Here is a 17879-nt window from a genome sequence, read left to right on the forward strand (position 1 = left end):
GATCTGCACCACCGGGTCCCCCGTCACCGCGCCGGCCGCCCCACCTGCCACCTCACCGGCCACCCCCTCAGCCACCCCGCCGGGCGCCGTCTCCCCGTAACCGGCGACGGCGCGGAGCGAGGCCCCGAACCCGGCGCTCGCGGGCAGCACCTCGACGAGCTCCCGCAGGCCGGTCGCGGCGGCGCGCCGCACCGTGCCGTGCGGGTCGGCGAGGGCCCGGGCCAGCGCGGTCTCCACGCCGCGGGGCGCGGTCTCGGTCAGCGTCGCGACGGCCGCCCTGCGTACCTTGGGGTCGGCGTCGTCCAGGTAGGGGGTGATCTGGTCCAGCGCCGGCTCGCCGTCGGCGAGCCGCAGGAGTTCGAGGATGCGCGGCGAGCGCCCGATCGCCTCCACCGCGAGCCGCCCGCCCGCCCTGCGCCGCGCCGGGCCCGCCGGGCCGTACGCCCCGACCAGGGCGGGCTCGGCCGGGCGGGGGGTGAAGCCCTCGACGGGCACGAGGTACGGCTCGACCGGGCGCTTGACGAACTCCATCGCCCCGTCGGCGTTCTTGCGCAGGTTGAGGTGGTAGAGCCACTCGTCGTCGTCCCGCTCGGGCAGGTCGGCGCGCTCGTGGTAGAGGCCCCACCTGCTCTCGGTGCGGACCAGCGAGGACCTGGCGGCCATCTCCGCGCAGTCCCTGATGAACGTCACCTCGGCGCAGCGCATCAGCTCGTGCGGGGTCCTGGCGCCCATGGCGGCGATCTCCTCGCGCATCCGCTCGAACGTCTCCAGGGCGATGTCCAGCTTCCTGGCGGTCTTCGGCGGGGCGACGTAGTCGTTGACGAACCGGCGCAGCTTGTACTCGACCTGCTGCTGCGGCGGGCCGTCCGGGTTGCGCAGCGGGCGGTAGACGAGCTCGTGCGCGGCGGCGATCTGGTCCTCCGGCAGGCCCTCCGGCCTCCGGTGGTGCTCGGCGGCGTGGGCCCCGGCGAGGTCGCCGAACACGAACGCCCCGATCATGTAGTTGTGCGGCACGCAGGCCAGGTCGCCCGCGGCGTACAGGCCGGGGACGGTGGTGGCGCCGTTCTCGTCCACCCAGACGCCCGAGGCCGAGTGGCCGCCGCACAGGCCGATCTCGGAGATGTGCATCTCGACGTCGTGGGTGCGGTAGTCGTGCCCGCGCCCCGCGTGGAAGGTGCCCCGGGTGGGTCGCTCGGTGGTGTGCAGGATGTTCTCGAGCGCGGTGAGCGTCTCGTCGGGCAGATGGCTGGTCTTGAGGTAGATCGGGCCGCGGGCCGATCCGATCTCTCTCGCCACCTCGGCCATCATCTGGCCCGACCAGTAGTCGCAGTCGACGAACCGCTCCCCCTCGGCGTTGACCTGGTAACCCCCGAACGGGTTGGCGACGTACGCGCAGGCCGGGCCGTTGTAGTCCTTGATCAGCGGGTTGATCTGGAAGCACTCGATGCCGCTGAGCTCCGCGCCCGCGTGGTAGGCCATCGCGTACCCGTCCCCGGCGTTGGTCGGGTTCTCGTACGTGCCGTACAGGTAGCCGCTGGCGGGCAGGCCGAGCCGTCCGCACGCGCCGGTGGCGAGGATCACGGCGCCGGCGGCGACCGTGACGAAGCGGCCCGAGCGGGTGTCGAACCCGGCGACGCCGACGGCCCGGCCGCCGCTCGTCAGCACGCGGACCGGCATCACCCGGTTCTCGATGCGCACCTTCTCGCGGATGTCGCGGCGGCGCAGCACGCGGTAGAGGACCTTCTTGACGTCCTTGCCCTCCGGCATGGGCAGGACGTAGCTGCCCGAGCGGTGGACCCGGCGCACCGCGTACTCGCCGTGCTCGTTCTTCTCGAACTTCACGCCGTAGCGTTCCAGCCGCCGGACCATGTCGTAGCCGCGCGTCGCCGTCTGGTGGACGGTGCGCTGGTTGACCACCCCGTCGTTGGCCCTGGTGATCTCGGCGACGTAGTCCTCGGGTGTGGCCTTGCCGGGGATGACCGCGTTGTTCACGCCGTCCATGCCCATCGCCAGCGCGCCGCTGTGCCGTACGTGCGCCTTTTCCAGCAGGATCACATCGGCGCCGCGCTCGGCGGCGGTGATCGCGGCCATGGTCCCGGCGGTGCCGCCGCCGACCACCAGGACCTCGCATTCCAGATGCGTACGGTCCGCCGGGGAAGGGATGTCCACTGTCACAGCTCCTCGATGATGCGGGCGCGCAGTTCGGCGCGGTCGATGTCGGGGGTGCGCGGGTCCGGCACGCGCAGGACGGTCGCGATGCCGCCGTGTCCGCCGCCGTGTCCGCCGCCGTGTCCTCCGCCGTGTCCGCCGCGATGCCCCTCGCGATGTCCGAGCACGACCACCCGGTCGGCGAGCAGCAGCGCCTCGTCCACGTCGTGGGTGACGAAGACGACCGTGGCGAGGGTGTCGCGGAGCACGTCCAGCAGCAGGCGCTGCATCTCGCCCCGGGTCTGCGCGTCCAGCGCGCCGAAGGGCTCGTCCATGAGCACGGCGCGCGGCGCGCCCGCCAGGGACCTGGCGAGCTGCACGCGCTGCCGCATGCCTCCGGACAGCTCCCGGGGCAGCCGGTCCTCGCAGCCGGCGAGGCCGACGCGGCCGATCCAGCTCTCGGCGGCCACCCTGCGCTCCCTCCTCGGCACGCCGCGGATGCGCAGCGGCAGCTCGACGTTGCGCCGGACCGTGCGCCAGGGCAGCAGCGCGTCGTCCTGGAAGACCATGGCCCGGCCGGGCGACGGGCCGGTGACCGGCACCCCCTCGGCGAGGACCCGGCCGGCGCGCGGCGCCAGCAGCCCCGCGATCGCGCGCAGGACGGTGGACTTGCCCGATCCGGACGGGCCGACGATCACCAGGACCTCGCCGGGGGCGATGTCGAGATGCAGGCCGTCCAGCACGGCGTGCCGTCCGTAGCCGAGCGACACGCCCTCCAGCCGGATGGCGAGCCCGGCGTCCGCGCGTGCGGTCTCCGTGGCGGGAGCGCTCATCGGGCGCCCCCTTCCCCGCGCGGCAGCCACCGGGTGAGGCGCCGGCCGAGCAGCTCGACAGAGGCCGAGGTGAGCCAGCCGAGCACGCCGATCGACGCCATGCCGACGAGCACCCCCGTATAGTCGACCACGGTGTAGGCGTGCCAGGTCCGGTAGCCGACGCCGAACTCCCCGGAGATCATCTCAGCGGAGATCACGCAGATCCAGGCGACTCCCATGCCGACCGACAGCCCGCCGAACACGCCCGGCAGCGTGCCCGGGAGGACGACGTTCCACAGCACGTGCGCGCGCCCGCCGCCCATGGTGCGGACCGCGTCCTCCCACAGCGTCGGCAGCGCGCGTACGGCGTGCCGCGTGCTCACCATGATCGGGAAGAACGCCGCGGCGAACGTGATGAACACGATGCCCTGCTCGTCACTGGGGAACACCAGGATCGCGATCGGCACGAGGGCGATCGCCGGGATCGGCCGGACGACCTCGATCGGCGGCAACAGCACGTCGCCGATCCACCGGGACCGCGCGACCAGGACGCCCAGGGCGATGCCGGCGACGGCCGCCAGCGCGAACCCGGTGAGGATGCGGATCATGCTCTGGGCCAGGTCCAGGTAGTAGATCCGGGTGCCCAGCTGCCGACCGAACTCCGCCGCGACCTCGGCGGGCGAGGGCAGCCGGTCGAACCGCAGTCCGACGCGGGCGTCCGCGGTCGTCAGCCACTGCCACAGCGCGAGGACGACCGCCAGGGAGCCGAGCCTGACCGCCCACCCGCGCAGGCCGGCCGCCGTTCTCGTGCGGGCCGTCCGCGCCGCCGGGGCGTCCGGGGTCCCGGCGGCGGCGGGAGCGAGCGCCGCGTCCAACGCCGGAGTGCTCATCGCGACACGCCTCCCGCCGCCTTCGGCTCCCTCGCCGCGGCCTTCAGCGCCTCGTCGTAGCCGACGATCTCGGCCCTGGGGTGCTCCCGCACGTACGCCTGCGCGCCGTCCTGCGTGGTGAAGGGCTTGAACCGCTCGTCCTCGCCCGCCGACGGGTCGCGCACCCAGACGGACCTGTCCGCGAACCAGTGCGTCCCGGTGGCGGCGTCGGGCACGTAGGCGGCCCGTACGGTCTTGCCGCCGGACGTGGCGGCGGCGACCTGGCGCAGCAGGCAGGCGGGGGTGGCCGCGGGGCGCAGCCGGTCCTCCCCGGCCAGCCAGACCTCGCCCGCCTTCGCCGGGTCCCCCACGGCGGTCCCGCAGGCCTCGTCGGTCCCGCCGATCTTCGCGGCGTTGGCGGTGCTCGCGGTGTCGGCGTCGTAGGAGGCGCCGTACGCCTTTTTGAGGTAGGAGTCGTTGGCGAACCTCGCCACGTCGACGCCGGCGAAGTCGGTGCCGATCGACTTCAGGTACTTCTGGTCGTGGTCGAGGGCGGCCAGCAGCCGCGGCTTCATCGTGACGTCGAACGAGGCGATGCCGTCGCGGCCGTTGTAGAGGTAGACGACCTCGGCCGGCAGGCCGGTGGCCTCGGCGACCGACTCGGCGGCCTCGACGGGATGCTCGTGCAGGTACCTCGTCGCGTCGATCTGCGCCTGCAGGAACGCCTGGACCACGTCCGGGTGCTCCTTCGCGTACGCCTGCCGTACGACGACGCCGTGGAAGGTCGGCACGTCGAGCGCCGAGCCGTCGTAGACGAGCCGGGCCTGGTCGCGGAAGACGAGCAGCCCCGGCCAGGCCACGAACTGGGCGTATCCCTGCACGTTGCCCGACTGCAGCGCGGACGCGCCGACCGGCGGCTGCTGGTTGACGACCTCCACGTCGGTCGCGGGGTCCAGCCCGGCCCGTTCCAGAGCCTGGACGAGCGTGCCGTGACCGGCCGACCCGGAGCTGGCGGAGACCTTCTTCCCCTTCAGGTCGGCCAGCGTCCGCACCTCCGACGACGAGGCGACGACCACGGAGTTCAGCCCGCCGCGCAGGTTGTAGCCGGTCACCGAGACGAGCTCGGTCCGCGCGGCGGCCACCGCCTGGGTGCGGGAGGCGTTGATGAGGAGCGGGTAGTCGCCCATCGACCCGATGTCGATCTTCCCGGCCACCATCTTGGCGGTGATAGGGGCGCCGGTGTCGTAGTCCTGCCACTCGACCCGGTACCCGTCGCCGAGGCGCTTTTCGAGGTAGCCGAGGCCGCGCAGCAGCGTCCCCGCGGTCACGGTGTTGATGGTCTTCGACTGGTATCCGACGACGACCGTCTGCCTGCCGTCGTCGGCGCCGGCGGAGACGGAGCACCCCGCCGCGGCCAGCAGCGCCACGGCGGCGATGAGCTTACGCATGGGGTGTCCTTCTATCGGAGCAGGTAGGGGATGTTCACCGTGACGGCGTCGGCGGGGCACCGGTCGGCGCAGGGGCCGCAGTACCAGCACTCGTCCACGTGCATGTACGCCTTGCCGCTGACCTCGTGGATGGCCAGCGAGTCGAGCGGGCACACGTCCACGCACAGCGTGCAGCCCTCGATGCACAGTGACTCGTCGATCGTCACGGGCACGTCGGCGCGGCTATTGACCAGGGTCATCGGTGTTCCTCCAGAGGTGGCCACGCATGGTGAGGCGGTCGCCGCGGAACCTGACGAACTCCAGGTCGACCGGGCGGCCGTCGGACAGATGGGTGAGGCGCTCGACCATGAGCAGCGCAGCGCCGCGCGGCGCGTCGAGGACGGCCGCGGTGTGGGGGTCGGCGTTCACGGCCTCGATCGTCAGCTCGGCCACGCCGAGCGGCTGGCCGGCGATCCGTTCCAGCAGCACGAACACGTCGTTGTGCACGAGATCGGCGTCGAAGAGCGGCTCCCCCACCTCGCGGACGAGATAGGTCAGGTCGAGCGAGAGCGGCAGGCCGTTGAGCCGGCGCAGCCGCTCCACGTAGACGACGTCCTCCCCGGGCGGCAGTCCGAGCCGCCCCCGCACGGCGGCCGGAGGCGGGATCAGCCCCATCGCGCGGACCTCGTTGGTCACCTCGCCGTGCTCCCGGAGGGTCTCGGCGAGGCCGAGCAGCCGGTGCAGGCCGTGCGGGTACTTCTCCGCGGCGACGGTGGTGCCGACGCCCGGGCACCGCTCGATGAGGCCCTCGTCGCGCAGCAGGTCCAGGGCGTCCCTGATCGTGTTGCGGGAGGTCCCGAACTCCCGTGCGAGGGCGGACTCCAGCGGCAGATGACCACCGCCGAACCCGCCGTGCACGACCTCCCGCCGCAGCAGGTCGGCGACCTGGCGGGCCCTGTCCGCCCGGCGCCGTCTCGCGTCCGCCAACTCCATGAGGCATAAGCCTACTGTTCAGGTAGGAATATGCGGATAACGACGGGATTACGCCACCCCGGCGGGTCGCCGCACCGCCGTGAGCTGCCGTTTCACCGGGAGACAGCCGACAACCGCCACCCCGGGAAGCGGTGACGAAGTCCGCGGATCAGTCGTCCGGGGTGATCAGGCCGCTCGAGTAGGCGTACGCGATGGCGCGGGCCCGGTCGCGCAGGCCGAGCTTGTCCAGCACCCGGCCGAGGTGGGTCTTGACCGTCGTCTCGCCGAGGAACAGCCGGGCGGCGATCTCCGCGTTCGACAGGCCGCGGCCGACCAGCGCCAGCACCTCCGCCTCCCGGGCGGTGAGCCTTTCCAGGGCCGGGTCGCGCGGGCGCGGGCGCGGGGCGCCGGCGTACCGGCAGATCACCCGCGGCACCACGGCCGGGTCGAGCAGGCCGCGCCCGGCGGCCACCTCGCGCAGCGCCTCCAGGAGCTGCTCGGGCGGGGAGACCTTGAGCAGGAACCCCGCCACCCCGGCCCGCAGCGCCCCGTCGACCAGCACGTCCTCGTCGAACGTGGTCAGGATCAGCACCCGCACGCCCGGGTGCTCCGCGGCGATCGCCGCGGCCGCGCCGATCCCGTCCAGGCCCGGCATCCGGGCGTCCATCAGCACGACGTCCGGTCGCGTCGCGGCGGCCACCCGGACCGCCTCGTCGCCGTCGGCGGCCTCCCCGACGACCTCCATGTCCGGCTCGTCGGAGATCAGCATGCGCAGCCCGGCCCGCATGATCGCCTCGTCGTCGGCGAGCACCACCCTGATCATGCGATCCCTCCGGACGGGACGGGGAACGTCGCGTAGACCTCGTAACCACCGGCCTCGCGGGGGCCCGTGCGCAGCGTCCCGCCGAACATGCCGACCCGCTCGCGCATCCCCACCAGCCCGTGCCCGCCGTGCCCGCCGGCGCGCGTCGCCGGGGCCCCCGGTGACGCGGAGGGCGCGGCCGGGGCGCCGCGGCCGTCGTCGGTCACCCGGAGCGCGACCTCGCCCGGGCGGTAGGCCACCTCGATCGCCGCCCGGTCGGCGCCCGCGTGCCGCAGCACGTTCGTGAGGGCCTCCTGGGCGACCCGGTACGCCGACATGTCGAGACCCGCGGGCAGTGACACGGGCTCCCCTGTGACGGCCAGGGAGATGTCGAGCCCCGCGGACCGCACCTGAGCCACCAGGTCCTCGATCCGGCGCAGCGACGGCGGCGGCCCGAGACCGTCGGCGGCGTCGGGCCGCAGCAGCCCGACCACCCGCCTGATCTCCTCCACCGAGCGGCGGCCGAGCTCCTCCACCTGGGCGAGCGCGTCGCGTTCGACGGGACGGTCGGCGAGCCTGCGGCGCAGCACGCCGGCCTGCATCGTCATGACGCTCAGCGTGTGCGCCACGGCGTCGTGGAGCTCCCGGGAGATCCGGGCCCGCTCCTCGTCGACGGCCGCGCGCGCCCGGGCCTCGCGTTCGGCGGCCAGCGCGTCGGCGAGCGCCGCGAGCTGCGCGGAGCGCGTCTGTTCCCGGCGCAGCAGCGCGCCGAGGCCCCAGGCGCAGCTGACCAGGGCGCCGAAGAACAGGAACTCCCACGGGCTCTCGCCGAACACGGTCAGCGCCGCCGCCGGCACCAGCGCGGCCGCTGCGGCGGCGGTCAGTCCACGGCGGACCGTGCTGCGGTATCCGGCGTGTGCCACGAGGACCAGCTCCGCGATCAGCTGGGCGCCGCCGAGACCCTCGGCCCCGGCCGCGAGCGCGAGGGGGAAACTCAGCATCGCGATGGTCATGCCGGTGACCGGGTACAGCGCGGCGACCGGGAAGCACACCGCGACCGCCGCCGCGAGCGCGATGTCGCGGACGTTCGTGCCGCCGCGCCCGGGATCCGCGGCCATCTCGACCGCCGCCACGACCGCGAACAGCAGCGCGGCGCCCACGCCGAGCACCAGCCACTGCCCGCGCCCCTGCGGTGCGCGCACATCGCCCTCCAAATATGGACAATCGCGACCTCAGTGGCCGCAACATGGAGGGTAACGGCGCGCGGGCCACCCCGGGATCGGCTCCCGGGAGGACGCCGCGCGGCCGTCCGTCCTCCCCGGAGACGACCCGGCGCCGCCGTGGCCGCCTCACGGTCGCAGTGACGACGGACCCGCACGACGATCCGCCGGACCGGGCCCCGGCCATAGCGTTCCGGCCATGACAACGACGAACACCGGTTTCGACGCCTCCGGCGCGCCGCTGCGCCGCCTCGCCGGCGCCGCCCTGATCGCCGCTCCGGTCCTCATGACCGGCGGCATGCTCACCTCGCCGCCGCAGGCCGGCGACTCCTCCTCCGCCTACCTCTCCTCACTCGCCGAGGACTTCGGCCTGACCGTGCTGTCGGCGAACCTGTTCCACTACGCCTGGGTGCTCATCGCGCTGGGCGTTCCGGGCGCGTTGCTGCTGCTGCGCGGCCGGCGCGGCCGTGGGCTCACCACCGCCGGGGTGGTGCTCACGATGTTCGGGGCGGTGCAGATGTCCGGTCTGCTGCTGTCGGACTGGTTCACCGGGGCGATGCCGGACGTCGTCCCCCTCGGCGACGCGGTGCGGGTCTTCGACCAGGTGACCGCCGACCCCTCGCTGAACGCCTGGCGGCTCAGCGGCATGGCCGGGGGCGTCCTGCTGCTGCCGCTCGTCCTGGCCGGGCTGGCCCGGGCGGGCGTGGTCGGCTGGTGGACGGTTCCGGTCGTCGCGCTCCCCTACGTCGCCGGCCCGGCCGTCCCGGTCGCCGGTCCGGTGCTGGCGCTGGCGGCGTACGCCCCGCTCATGCTGATCGGCGCACGGCTGCTGCGCCGGTCCCGATCCGACGTGCGCACCGCCGAGGCGGCCGGCCCGTACGACTCCGCCGATCGGCCGGCCGAGATCGGCCGCTAGGCCGGACCTGCCGGCCGAGTGGCCGTCACCGTGAGCCCGTAGGCGGAGGCGGCGCCTCCGGACCGTCGGACAGAGTCGGGGTGCCACCCTGAGAGTCCGTGGAAGGTGACGACGTGGACGCCCTGCCCATCCTCCGTTCCGCCGGCCGCCGCGCCGCCCTCGCGACACCGCCCGGCGCGCGTGCGCGTCACATCGCCGCCGGATCGCCCGCCCCCGGCTCCACCCCCGCCGATCGGGGGTGGTCCCGTTGAGCGGCCGCCGCCTGCTACGGATCGCGGTCCGCGCCCTTGTGGCGCTGGGCCTGCTCGCCGCCCTCGCCCTGGCGGGAGCCTTCGCCGCCGTCGGCCGCGGCGGCGCCCCCCAGACGGAGGCGCGCCTTGGGGCCGATCCCCGGCTCGAGCGGCCGGACACGTTCCCGATTCCCAAGGTCAACGCGCCCGACGTGGTCGGCTGGCCCGCCGGGAGGACGCCGACGGCCCCGGCGGGCTTCTCCGTCACGCGGTTCGCGGGCGGATTGGACCACCCGCGCTGGCTCTACCCGCTCCCCAACGGAGACGTGCTCGTGGCCGAGTCCGCCACGCTGCCGAAGCCTCCCGACTCGGTCGTGATGCGGCTCCTCTCCTGGCTGCGCCGGGCCGACGGCTCGACCAGAGAGCGGAGCGCCAACCGGATCACCCTGCTGCGCGACTCCGACGGCGACGGCGTCGCGGACTTCCGCGGCACGTTCCTGTCCGGCCTCAACCAGCCGTTCGGCATGGCCCTGCTGAGGGCGGCACCGCCGTACGCGGTCGAACCGGACGCCGAGCCGGGCACCGAGGTGATGTTCTACGTCGCCGGCACGGACGGCGTGTGGCGCTTCCCGCACAGGCTCGGCGACACGCGGATCACCGCCCCGGGCGAGAAGGTCCTCGACCTGCCCGCCGGCGGCTACAACAACCACTGGACGCGCAACCTGCTCGCCGCCGCCGACGGCTCCGGGCTCTACGTCACCGTCGGCTCCGCGAGCAACGCGGGCGAATACGGCCTCGACGTCGAGCGCGGGCGCGCCGCCGTGCTCGAACTCGATCCCGGCGGCGGCGGCGCGCGCGTCTACGCCTCCGGCCTCAGGAACCCCAACGGTCTCGGCATCGAGCCGGTCACCGGCACACTCTGGGCCAACGAACGCGACGTCCTCGGCGACGACGTGTCCCCCGACTACCTGACCAGGGTCCGCGACGGCGACTTCTACGGCTGGCCGTGGAGCTACTGGGGCCGCAACGTCGACGACCGCGTCACTCCGCCCCGGCCGGACCTGGTGGCCAGGGCCCTGCGCCCGGACTACTCGCTGGGCGCCCACACCGCTCCGCTGGGGCTGGCCTTCTCCACGGGATCCGCGTTCCCCGCCGAGTATCGCGGCGGCGCGTTCGTCGGCGAGCACGGATCGTGGAACCGCGGCGACCCGGTGGGATACAAGGTCGTCTACGTGCCGTTCGCCCACGGCATGCCCAGCGGCCCGCCTCGCGACTTCCTCACCGGCTTCAAACCCGACCCCGGTGACAGCACGACCTACGGGCGCCCCGTGGGAGTCGTCCTCGACCGGGCCGGGGGGTTGCTGGTCGCCGACGACGCGGGCGACACCGTGTGGCGCGTCGCTCCTAAGAGCTGACACCGCGGCGGCGCGCCTTCAGGGGCGGTGTGCCCTCCGGCTCGTGCGCCCTGCCGGGGGTCACCGCTCCCGGGCCAGTCGCCGCAATCCGTTCCGCAGCAGCGCGAACGCGTGTTCCGCGTCGGCCACCGCGCCCGCGTAGCGCTCGTCGGCGGGCTCCCCGTACGCCAGGCGTTCGGCGTTGTCCTGCGCCAGCGCCCAGTGCACCGCGACGATCTGGACGGCGGCCAGCCGCGCCGTGAGCTCCGGGACGTCCGCCGTCTCCCGCAACGCCTGGGCGAGTGCGCGCTCGGCGCCGCTCTTGAACCGCTCCATCCGGGCCACCAGCGAAGGCGTGTCGAGGATCATCCGGTGGAGCTTGCGCACGTGGGGCGCGTCGTTGAGCCCGGTGATCGGGTCCCGCTCACGCAGGCCGTCGAGGAAGTGCTCACGCAGCGCGGTCAGCGGGGCGGTGCGCGGCGGGCGGGCCCGCACGACGCGTGCCATCTCGGTCTCGTGATCGGCGAGGCGATGCACCACGAGGTCTTCCTTCGCCGGAAAGTAGGCGAACAGCGTCCGTTTGGACACCTCGGCCGCCTCGGCCACCTGGGCCACCGAAACCTGGTTGAAGCCGTGTTCGAGGAACAGCGTGATCGCGGCCTCGGAGATCGCCGCGTGGGTCCTCCGCTTCTTCCGTTCCCGCAGCCCGGGCTTGCCGTCCACGACGTCACCGTAGCAGGGTGTTGCCCTGAGGATATTCCTGCACCCGGTATACATTTGCCCCGAGGCGAGATGGAGTGATGACGGTGGACGAGATCGAGACCGAGGTCGTCGTCGCGGGCGCCGGCCCGACCGGGCTGATGCTGGCGTACGAACTCGCTCTGGCAGGGGTGGAGACCCTGGTGCTGGAGAAGCTGCCCCAGCGCATCGAACAGGTGAAAGGCGGCGGCATCCAGCCGCGTACCGCCGAACTGCTGGAGTCGCGCGGGCTGCTCGAACCGCTGCTGCGGCGTGCCACGCCGCGCGAGCCGGTCGGCGGGCACTTCGCGGCCCTGCCCGTCCCCCTGGACTGCACCCCCTGGCGGACCAGGCACCCCTTCCCCATCGCGATCCCGCAGTGGGAACTGGAAGAGGTGCTCGAAGAGCAGGCGACCGCCGCAGGCGCGCGGGTTCTGCACGGGGCCGCCGTCTCCGGGGTCGAGCCCGGCGACGACCGCGTGGTCGTGACAGCGGGAGACCTGCGGGTGCGGGCGCGCTACCTGGTGGCCTGCGACGGCGGCCACAGCACGGTGCGCAAACTGCTCGGGCTGCCGTTTCCCGGCAGGCCCGGCACCCGTCAGGCGGTGCTGGCCGACATCCGCCTGTCCGCCGTCTCACCGCTGGTGCCGCGGCGGATCGGGCACATCAGCAGCCTGACCCGTCAGGCGGACGGCTACTGGGCGATGCTGGTCCCTCTGGGCGGCGACCGGTACCGGATCACCTTCGGGCGGACGGACCGGGCGGGCGCCGACCGCGACACCCCGGTGACCGACGAGGAGATCATCGCCGGGCTTCATGCCGTGTACGGCCCTGAGACCAGCCTCGGCGCCGTGGACAACGCGTCCCGGTTCACCGACGCCACCCGGCAGCTGGAGCACTACCGCGTGGGTGCCGTCCTGTTCGCGGGCGACGCGGCGCACATCCATCCGCCGCTGGGCGGCCAAGGTCTCAACCTCGGCATACAGGACGCGTTCAACCTCGGGTGGAAACTGGCCGCGACCGTACAGGACCGGGCGCCGGGCGGCCTGCTGGACAGCTATCACGCCGAACGGCACCCGGTCGGAGCCCAGGTCCTGCACCACACGTCGGCACAGCGCGTCCTGGCCGATCCCGACCCCAGCGAGGACGTGGCCGCCCTGCGCGACATCTTCGCCGACCTGCTGCGCCTGCCCGACGCCAACCGTCACCTCGCGGGGCTGATGTCCGGCCTCTCGCTGCGCTACGAACTGCCCGGCGATCACCCGCTCACCGGACAGCGCGTGCCGGACGCCGATCTGGTCGCCGACGCCGGCCCCACCCGGGTGTCGGCGCTGTTCGGCGCGGGGCACGCCGTCCTGCTCGATCTGGCCGGAACCGTCCCCGCCGGCCTCCGGCTTCCCCCACGAGTCGACCTCGTCCGCGCCACCTGCGCCGACGATCTGGGCGCCGCCGCCATGCTCATCCGTCCCGACGGCTACGTCTGCTGGGCCGCGGACGGCCCCGCCGCCTCCGGCGACGCCCTGCTCGCCGCGATCGCCGTCGTCGGCATCGCGGAGCGGTGAAGATCACGATCTGCCCGCCCGTACGGCGGCGCCGCACTAAGATCGCGTCCCGTGCTACCGGACAGGATCTGGCGGATTGCCAGGATCGGATCAGTAGGTCTGGTTCTTGCGGCGGCGGTCGCGGGCCTGGTGCTCGGCGACGTCTGGCTCTGGGTGGCCGTCGAATGGTCGCCGCCGGTCTATCCGCAGTTCTACTCGCCCGGGGGGTTCGACACCTCGACGACGGTGGCGCTGCTCGTGGCCGCCCCGGTGAAGGCCGCGCTCCTGTGGCTGATCCTGCGTGCCCCCGCCCGGGGGCCGCTGGACCGCCGGGCGAAGGCGCTGCGCCGGCTGCTGTATCTGGCGGTGGCGTACGCCCTCGTGCTGTGGCTCCCGATCGCGGTGCTCCCCGACGCGGTCGACGCGGCGTTCCAGCTCGCGTTGTGGACCGCGATCGACGTCCTCTACCTGCTCGTCATCCGCTGGCGGTCCCGCACGCTGCGCGCGGCGGCCGGAGCGATCTTCGCGGTCGAGCTGGCCGCGATGGCCGACGACCTGCTCGACGAGCTCGACCTCCCGGAGCTCGGCAGGGGCGGCGTCGTCGGGCTGGGCTTCATGCTGGGCGGAGTGGCGGCGATCCTCGTCACGCTCGTCGGGCAGCGGCGTGACGGCCGGTGGAGCCGCGGCACGCAGGCCGCCGGGTGGGTGTCGGTGGGCGTCTACGCGCTGGTGATCCCGCTCGACGTCTTGTTCGGCAGGATCCCCGGCGGCGGCGATCTGGTGATGCCGGTGGTGATGGACGCGCTGGGACTCGTCGGCACCGTGTGGATCGCGGCGACCGCCCGCGAGCTGGCCGCCGAGGGCCGCCCGGCGGACCTTCCGCCCGCGCGGCGGCGCGTGATCCGCGTCGCGGTGGCGGCCGTGGCCCTGCTGCCGGTCATCGCGATGATCCACCCGGAGCAGACCCCGCACCTCACCTACACCGGCTGGTCGGCGGACTGCTACGACCGGCCCGGTTTCGGCGACCTGAAACCCGCGGAACGCGAGGCCGTGTTCCTGTGCCGGGCGCGGAGCACGGACGACGGCGTCTCGCCCATCTTCCCCGACAGCCTGTCGGACCAGCAGGTCCTCGCGTACGGGCGGGCGCTGTGCCGTGCGAAGGACCGCGAGGAGCAGAAGGCGATCCTGACGCGGGCCGGGAGCGCGCGGCCCGCCTGGGGCGCGGACCCGTGGGACCTCGTCTACGTCTGCCCGGAGATCGTCGGCGCGACCCATCCCGAGCTGCTGCGGTCGACCGCGGAGATGGAGGCGGCGAACGACTCTTACATCGCCGAGGAGAACGCGAAGTGCCGCGACCCGTGGCCCCGGACGAAGGGTGTCGTCCAGGCCACGGCCAAATACTTCCTGTTCGCCGACGGCGATCACGGCTATCTGGTCCACGACCCCGAGGACGAGACAGCCGACGACGAGGCGGAGCAGGCCGTCGACGACCTCTACGACGACAACGCCCTCGTCGGGGTGGCCGGCAGCACGGCGCTCGTCGGGCATGTCGAGGACGTCATCGATCTGTGCCTCACGGTTAAGGCCCTCCGCACCCCGCCGCCTCGGCGGACGGCCGGGTGGGATCAGGTCGCCGAGGTGCCGATCGTCAGCCGCAGCGGCAGACTCACCGTGCCGGAGATGGGCGACGGCGGAGAGGTGGGCGCGGGCGCCCCGATGCCGAACCTGGCGATCGAGGGGAAGGGCCGCTACCGGCTCCGTGTCCACGTGCGGTTGGGCGAGACGGGAGAGGAGCACCTGGTCGTCGTGTTCCCGGGCGCGTCGAGGAAGAGGGTCACGCTGAAGCGGTGAGCGACGGCGGGGCGCACACCCGGCATTTCTCGGCACGGTCACCGGGAGATCGAGAAATGCCTATTCGCAGTGCGGACATCTCACGTGTCAATCTCCATCGGCATCGCTCCGGGCTCTTTTCCGAATACTTGGCGGCCCGCCTCGGGTGATGCATCGTGCCGGGGGTAACGCGCACGTATGAATTACGCGGAGTACCAAAACGAGCTGTACGCCCAGGGACGGACCGGCAGGCAGCCGCCGTATCCCATGACATTCGCGGAGCTGGAGAAGAAGGCGTCGGCCGCGATGCGGCCGAAGGTCTGGGGGTATGTGGCCGGGGGCGCCGGTGACGAGCACACCCAGCGGGCCAACTGCGAGGCGTTCAAGCGCTGGGGCCTGTATCCGCGGATGTTGGTCGCTCCCGCCGAGCGCGACATGTCGATCGAGTTGCTCGGGACGAAGCTGCCCTCGCCGGTGTTCATGGCGCCCATCGGCGTGATCGGGGTATGCGCCCAGGACGACCACGGCGACCTCGCATGTGCGCGGGCCTCCGCCCGGACGGGCGTCCCGTTCTTCGCGGCGACCCTTTCCGCCGATCCGATGGAGGACGTCGCGGCGGCGCTGGACGGCACGCCCGGCTTCTTCCAGCTCTACACGCCGCCGGATCGGGACCTGGCCGCGAGTCTGGTGCGGCGCGCCGAGGCGGCGGGTTTCAAGGGCATCGCGGTCACCCTCGACACCTGGGTCACCGGCTGGCGGCCCCGGGACCTGCGCGGCTCGAACTACCCCCAGGTGCCCAGCGGCTGCCTGCGCAACTACACCGAAGACCCGGTGTTCCGGCGGAGACTGCGGCCCGGCGAGGACGCCGTCGAGGCGGTGGTGCGCACGATGCCGATCTTCGGCGGGCCGTTCCGGTGGGACGACCTCGACTGGCTGCGGTCGCAGACCCGGCTGCCGTTGATGCTCAAGGGCATCTGCCACCCCGACGACGTCCGTCGTGCCAAGGACCACGGCGCGGACGCCGTCTACTGTTCCAACCACGGCGGACGGCAGGCCAACGGAGGGCTGCCCGCCCTGGAGTGCCTGCCCGGCGTGCTCGAAGCCGCCGACGGGCTGCCGGTCCTGTTCGACTCGGGGGTGCGCAGCGGCGCCGACGTCGTCAAGGCGCTGGCGCTGGGCGCCACCGCGGTGGGGATCGGCCGGCCCTACGCGTACGGCCTGGCGGTCGGCGGCGTCGACGGCGTCGTGCACGTGCTGCGCTCCATCCTGGCCGAGGCCGACCTCATCATGGCGGTCGACGGGTATCCCACCCTCGGGGACCTCACGCCCGAGGCGCTGCGCCTCGTGGCATGACCGCCCGCGACGGGCCGCGGATGACGACGGCCCGCCGGAGGCGCCACAGGTGGTGATCAGTCCTTGCCGTGCCCCGGGTTCCGGCGCGCGACGTACAGGCGGTTGCCCTCGGGGCCGGTCCACTCCAGCCGTACGACACCGGGCACGGCGGCGTCGGCGACGCGCGACGGGTCGGCCCAGTGGCCGAAGTTGGGGTTGCGGAAGAACGTCGCCCACAACTGGCCGCTGCGGTCCGCGAAGATGTTGTTGTGGCCGGCGCCGACGCCCAGGGTCCAGCGCCTGGAGTAGGGCCCCTCGAACCTGTCCGCGACGGCGACGACCGCGTCGTACTGGTACTGCACACGGCCCGGCGCGGCCGTGTCGTAGGCGTAGCGCGTGCTGCCGTCCATGTCGACCGACGACCGATCCCACGCGGCGTGGACGAGGTAGTACTTGCCTCCGTACTTGAAGACGTACGCGCCTTCCAGGTACGGCTCGGGCGCGTAGGGCGTCTGCTGGAACTTGGGCAGGTTCGTCGCCGGGACGATGTCCTCCATGTCATCCCGGAACTTCGCGTACAGGTTGTTGTGCAGCACGAGCCACGCGTCGTCGCCCTCGGTGTAGAGGCCGCCGTCGATGTGGTGGTAGGCGCCGGGCTTGATGAAGGCCGGTCCCCCGATGAAGGAGTCGCCGAAGGGCTTGTCGTGGTTGCCCTCGACGAGCCGGTACGGACCCTCGACCCCGCCCTCGCTCACGAGCATGAACGAACCGACCTTCTGCGAGTGATCGCCCATGCACGCGACGATGTACCACTTGCCGCGGAAGTGGTGCACCTCCGGCGCCCAGGCGTTGCCGCGCTTGCCGAACTGGTCGTCGTACCAGTACTCCTGCCACGGCGCGACGACCGTGCGCCCGGGCCGGTTCTCGCCGGCGAACTCGGGCGACCACACCTTGCCCTTCTCGGCGTCCGGCCGGATGCCGGTGGTGTCGGCCAGCCGCCACGGCCCGTGCAGGGACGGGGCCGTCCACACGAAGATGCCGTCGTTCCACGGGCCCGCCGCCTGAAGCCCGGGCACCCGGGTGGTGCCCGTGGCGACGTAGACCGGACGGCCGCCGACGACGAAGCAGTTGACGTAGGTGTCCCGCATCCAGACCCGGCCGAGCTCCTCGTCGCGGGGGCGCGGCTCGAGCGGGAGGATGAAGGAGTTGTCGTCGCGCGGCCACAGGTCCGTCCGCGTGTCCGCGAGGCCGTAGGGCTCGAGCTCGGGCCAGTTCGACGGATACCGCCCCTTCGGCGCGCTCCCGTTCGGCAACTCCTTCGGGTCCGCGTGCGCGGCGGCCGCGGGCAGCGCCGCCGCTCCCAGCAGGCCCGCGACACCGGCCAGCACGGACCGCCGGCCAACGTGGAACCCGTTGCCGGAATCAGTCATCAGACACGTCCTCCCACCTCTTCTGCAGGGCGCGGGTGCCCTGCCGGGAGGACACGCTAGTGAGGCGTATTTCGACAGTGAACAGACGACAGAAAGGTTTCGGCTCGCCTTCGCCGGCTTCGGCCGCGGACGTCTCGGGGATTTCCCTATTTCCTACCGGCCGTGAATTCCTTCGTTCCCCGGCGCCGGAAACATAACGGTGACCGGAGCCGAAAAAG

General features: G+C 73.1%; 15 protein-coding genes. 5 read left to right on the forward strand and 10 right to left on the reverse strand.

Annotated elements, in window-relative coordinates; all coding sequences use genetic code 11:
* From AB0J39_RS18650 to AB0J39_RS18685, 8 genes are all read right to left on the reverse strand, one after another.
* The coding region (locus AB0J39_RS18650; protein WP_363466072.1) for a fumarate reductase/succinate dehydrogenase flavoprotein subunit at positions 1-2169 on the reverse strand (2169 nt) is incomplete at its 3' end.
* A gap of 2 nt (positions 2170-2171) precedes the next feature.
* Positions 2172-2981: an ABC transporter ATP-binding protein gene (locus tag AB0J39_RS18655; protein WP_363466075.1), complete on the reverse strand. Its 810-nt coding sequence runs from the start codon at positions 2979-2981 to the stop codon at positions 2172-2174.
* Positions 2978-3850 carry an ABC transporter permease gene (locus tag AB0J39_RS18660; protein WP_363466078.1) on the reverse strand — a complete coding sequence of 291 codons (873 nt, stop codon included), beginning with the start codon at positions 3848-3850 and terminating at the stop codon, positions 2978-2980. The genes AB0J39_RS18655 and AB0J39_RS18660 overlap by 4 nt, the downstream gene beginning before the upstream one ends.
* Positions 3847-5277 carry an ABC transporter substrate-binding protein gene (locus AB0J39_RS18665; RefSeq protein WP_363466081.1) on the reverse strand — a complete coding sequence of 477 codons (1431 nt, stop codon included), beginning with the start codon at positions 5275-5277 and terminating at the stop codon, positions 3847-3849. The genes AB0J39_RS18660 and AB0J39_RS18665 overlap by 4 nt, the downstream gene beginning before the upstream one ends.
* An 11-nt stretch (positions 5278-5288) precedes the next feature.
* Positions 5289-5516, reverse strand: a complete 228-nt coding sequence (locus AB0J39_RS18670; RefSeq protein ID WP_030510254.1) for a ferredoxin family protein — start codon at positions 5514-5516, stop codon at positions 5289-5291.
* The gene (locus AB0J39_RS18675) at positions 5500-6249 is read right to left on the reverse strand and encodes a GntR family transcriptional regulator (protein WP_169984985.1); all 750 of its coding nucleotides are present in this window, start codon (positions 6247-6249) and stop codon (positions 5500-5502) included. Before AB0J39_RS18675 ends, AB0J39_RS18670 begins: the two co-directional genes overlap by 17 nt.
* 148 nt (positions 6250-6397) lie before the next feature.
* Complete coding sequence (locus tag AB0J39_RS18680) at positions 6398-7051, reverse strand: response regulator transcription factor (RefSeq protein WP_363466084.1); 654 nt, start codon at positions 7049-7051, stop codon at positions 6398-6400.
* Positions 7048-8232 carry a sensor histidine kinase gene (locus AB0J39_RS18685; RefSeq protein WP_363466086.1) on the reverse strand — a complete coding sequence of 395 codons (1185 nt, stop codon included), beginning with the start codon at positions 8230-8232 and terminating at the stop codon, positions 7048-7050. Before AB0J39_RS18685 ends, AB0J39_RS18680 begins: the two co-directional genes overlap by 4 nt.
* Before the next feature lie 217 nt (positions 8233-8449).
* Between AB0J39_RS18685 and AB0J39_RS18690 the strand changes: the two genes are divergently transcribed.
* Both AB0J39_RS18690 and AB0J39_RS18695 read left to right on the forward strand, forming a co-directional pair.
* A complete protein-coding gene (locus tag AB0J39_RS18690) occupies positions 8450-9166 on the forward strand; it encodes a hypothetical protein (RefSeq protein WP_363466089.1) in 717 nt (238 codons plus the stop codon).
* Positions 9167-9413: 247 nt separating this feature from the next.
* On the forward strand, positions 9414-10811 hold the full coding sequence (locus tag AB0J39_RS18695) for a sorbosone dehydrogenase family protein (protein WP_363466092.1): 1398 nt from the start codon (positions 9414-9416) through the stop codon (positions 10809-10811).
* Positions 10812-10871: 60 nt separating this feature from the next.
* Here AB0J39_RS18695 and AB0J39_RS18700 read toward each other — a convergent pair whose 3' ends face one another.
* Positions 10872-11513 carry a helix-turn-helix domain-containing protein gene (locus tag AB0J39_RS18700; RefSeq protein ID WP_363466094.1) on the reverse strand — a complete coding sequence of 214 codons (642 nt, stop codon included), beginning with the start codon at positions 11511-11513 and terminating at the stop codon, positions 10872-10874.
* Between the two features lie 83 nt (positions 11514-11596).
* On the opposite strand from AB0J39_RS18700, the gene AB0J39_RS18705 reads away from it, so the two are divergent.
* The 3 genes from AB0J39_RS18705 (at position 11597) to AB0J39_RS18715 (ending at position 16252) form a co-directional block, all read left to right on the forward strand.
* Positions 11597-13090, forward strand: coding sequence for an FAD-dependent monooxygenase (locus AB0J39_RS18705; RefSeq protein WP_363466097.1), 1494 nt, complete (start codon positions 11597-11599; stop codon positions 13088-13090).
* Positions 13091-13141: 51 nt separating this feature from the next.
* Entirely contained in the window at positions 13142-14920 is a 1779-nt protein-coding gene (locus AB0J39_RS18710) for a hypothetical protein (protein ID WP_363466099.1), read from the forward strand.
* Positions 14921-15097: 177 nt separating this feature from the next.
* The gene (locus AB0J39_RS18715; protein ID WP_363466102.1) at positions 15098-16252 is read left to right on the forward strand and encodes an alpha-hydroxy-acid oxidizing protein; all 1155 of its coding nucleotides are present in this window, start codon (positions 15098-15100) and stop codon (positions 16250-16252) included.
* A 56-nt stretch (positions 16253-16308) separates the two neighbouring features.
* Here AB0J39_RS18715 and AB0J39_RS18720 read toward each other — a convergent pair whose 3' ends face one another.
* Positions 16309-17661 carry a family 43 glycosylhydrolase gene (locus AB0J39_RS18720; protein ID WP_363466105.1) on the reverse strand — a complete coding sequence of 451 codons (1353 nt, stop codon included), beginning with the start codon at positions 17659-17661 and terminating at the stop codon, positions 16309-16311.
* Positions 17662-17879 lie beyond the last annotated feature (218 nt).

Origin of the sequence: Microbispora sp. NPDC049633 (assembly GCF_040675265.1) — a bacterium.
Lineage (GTDB): Bacteria > Actinomycetota > Actinomycetes > Streptosporangiales > Streptosporangiaceae > Microbispora > Microbispora maris.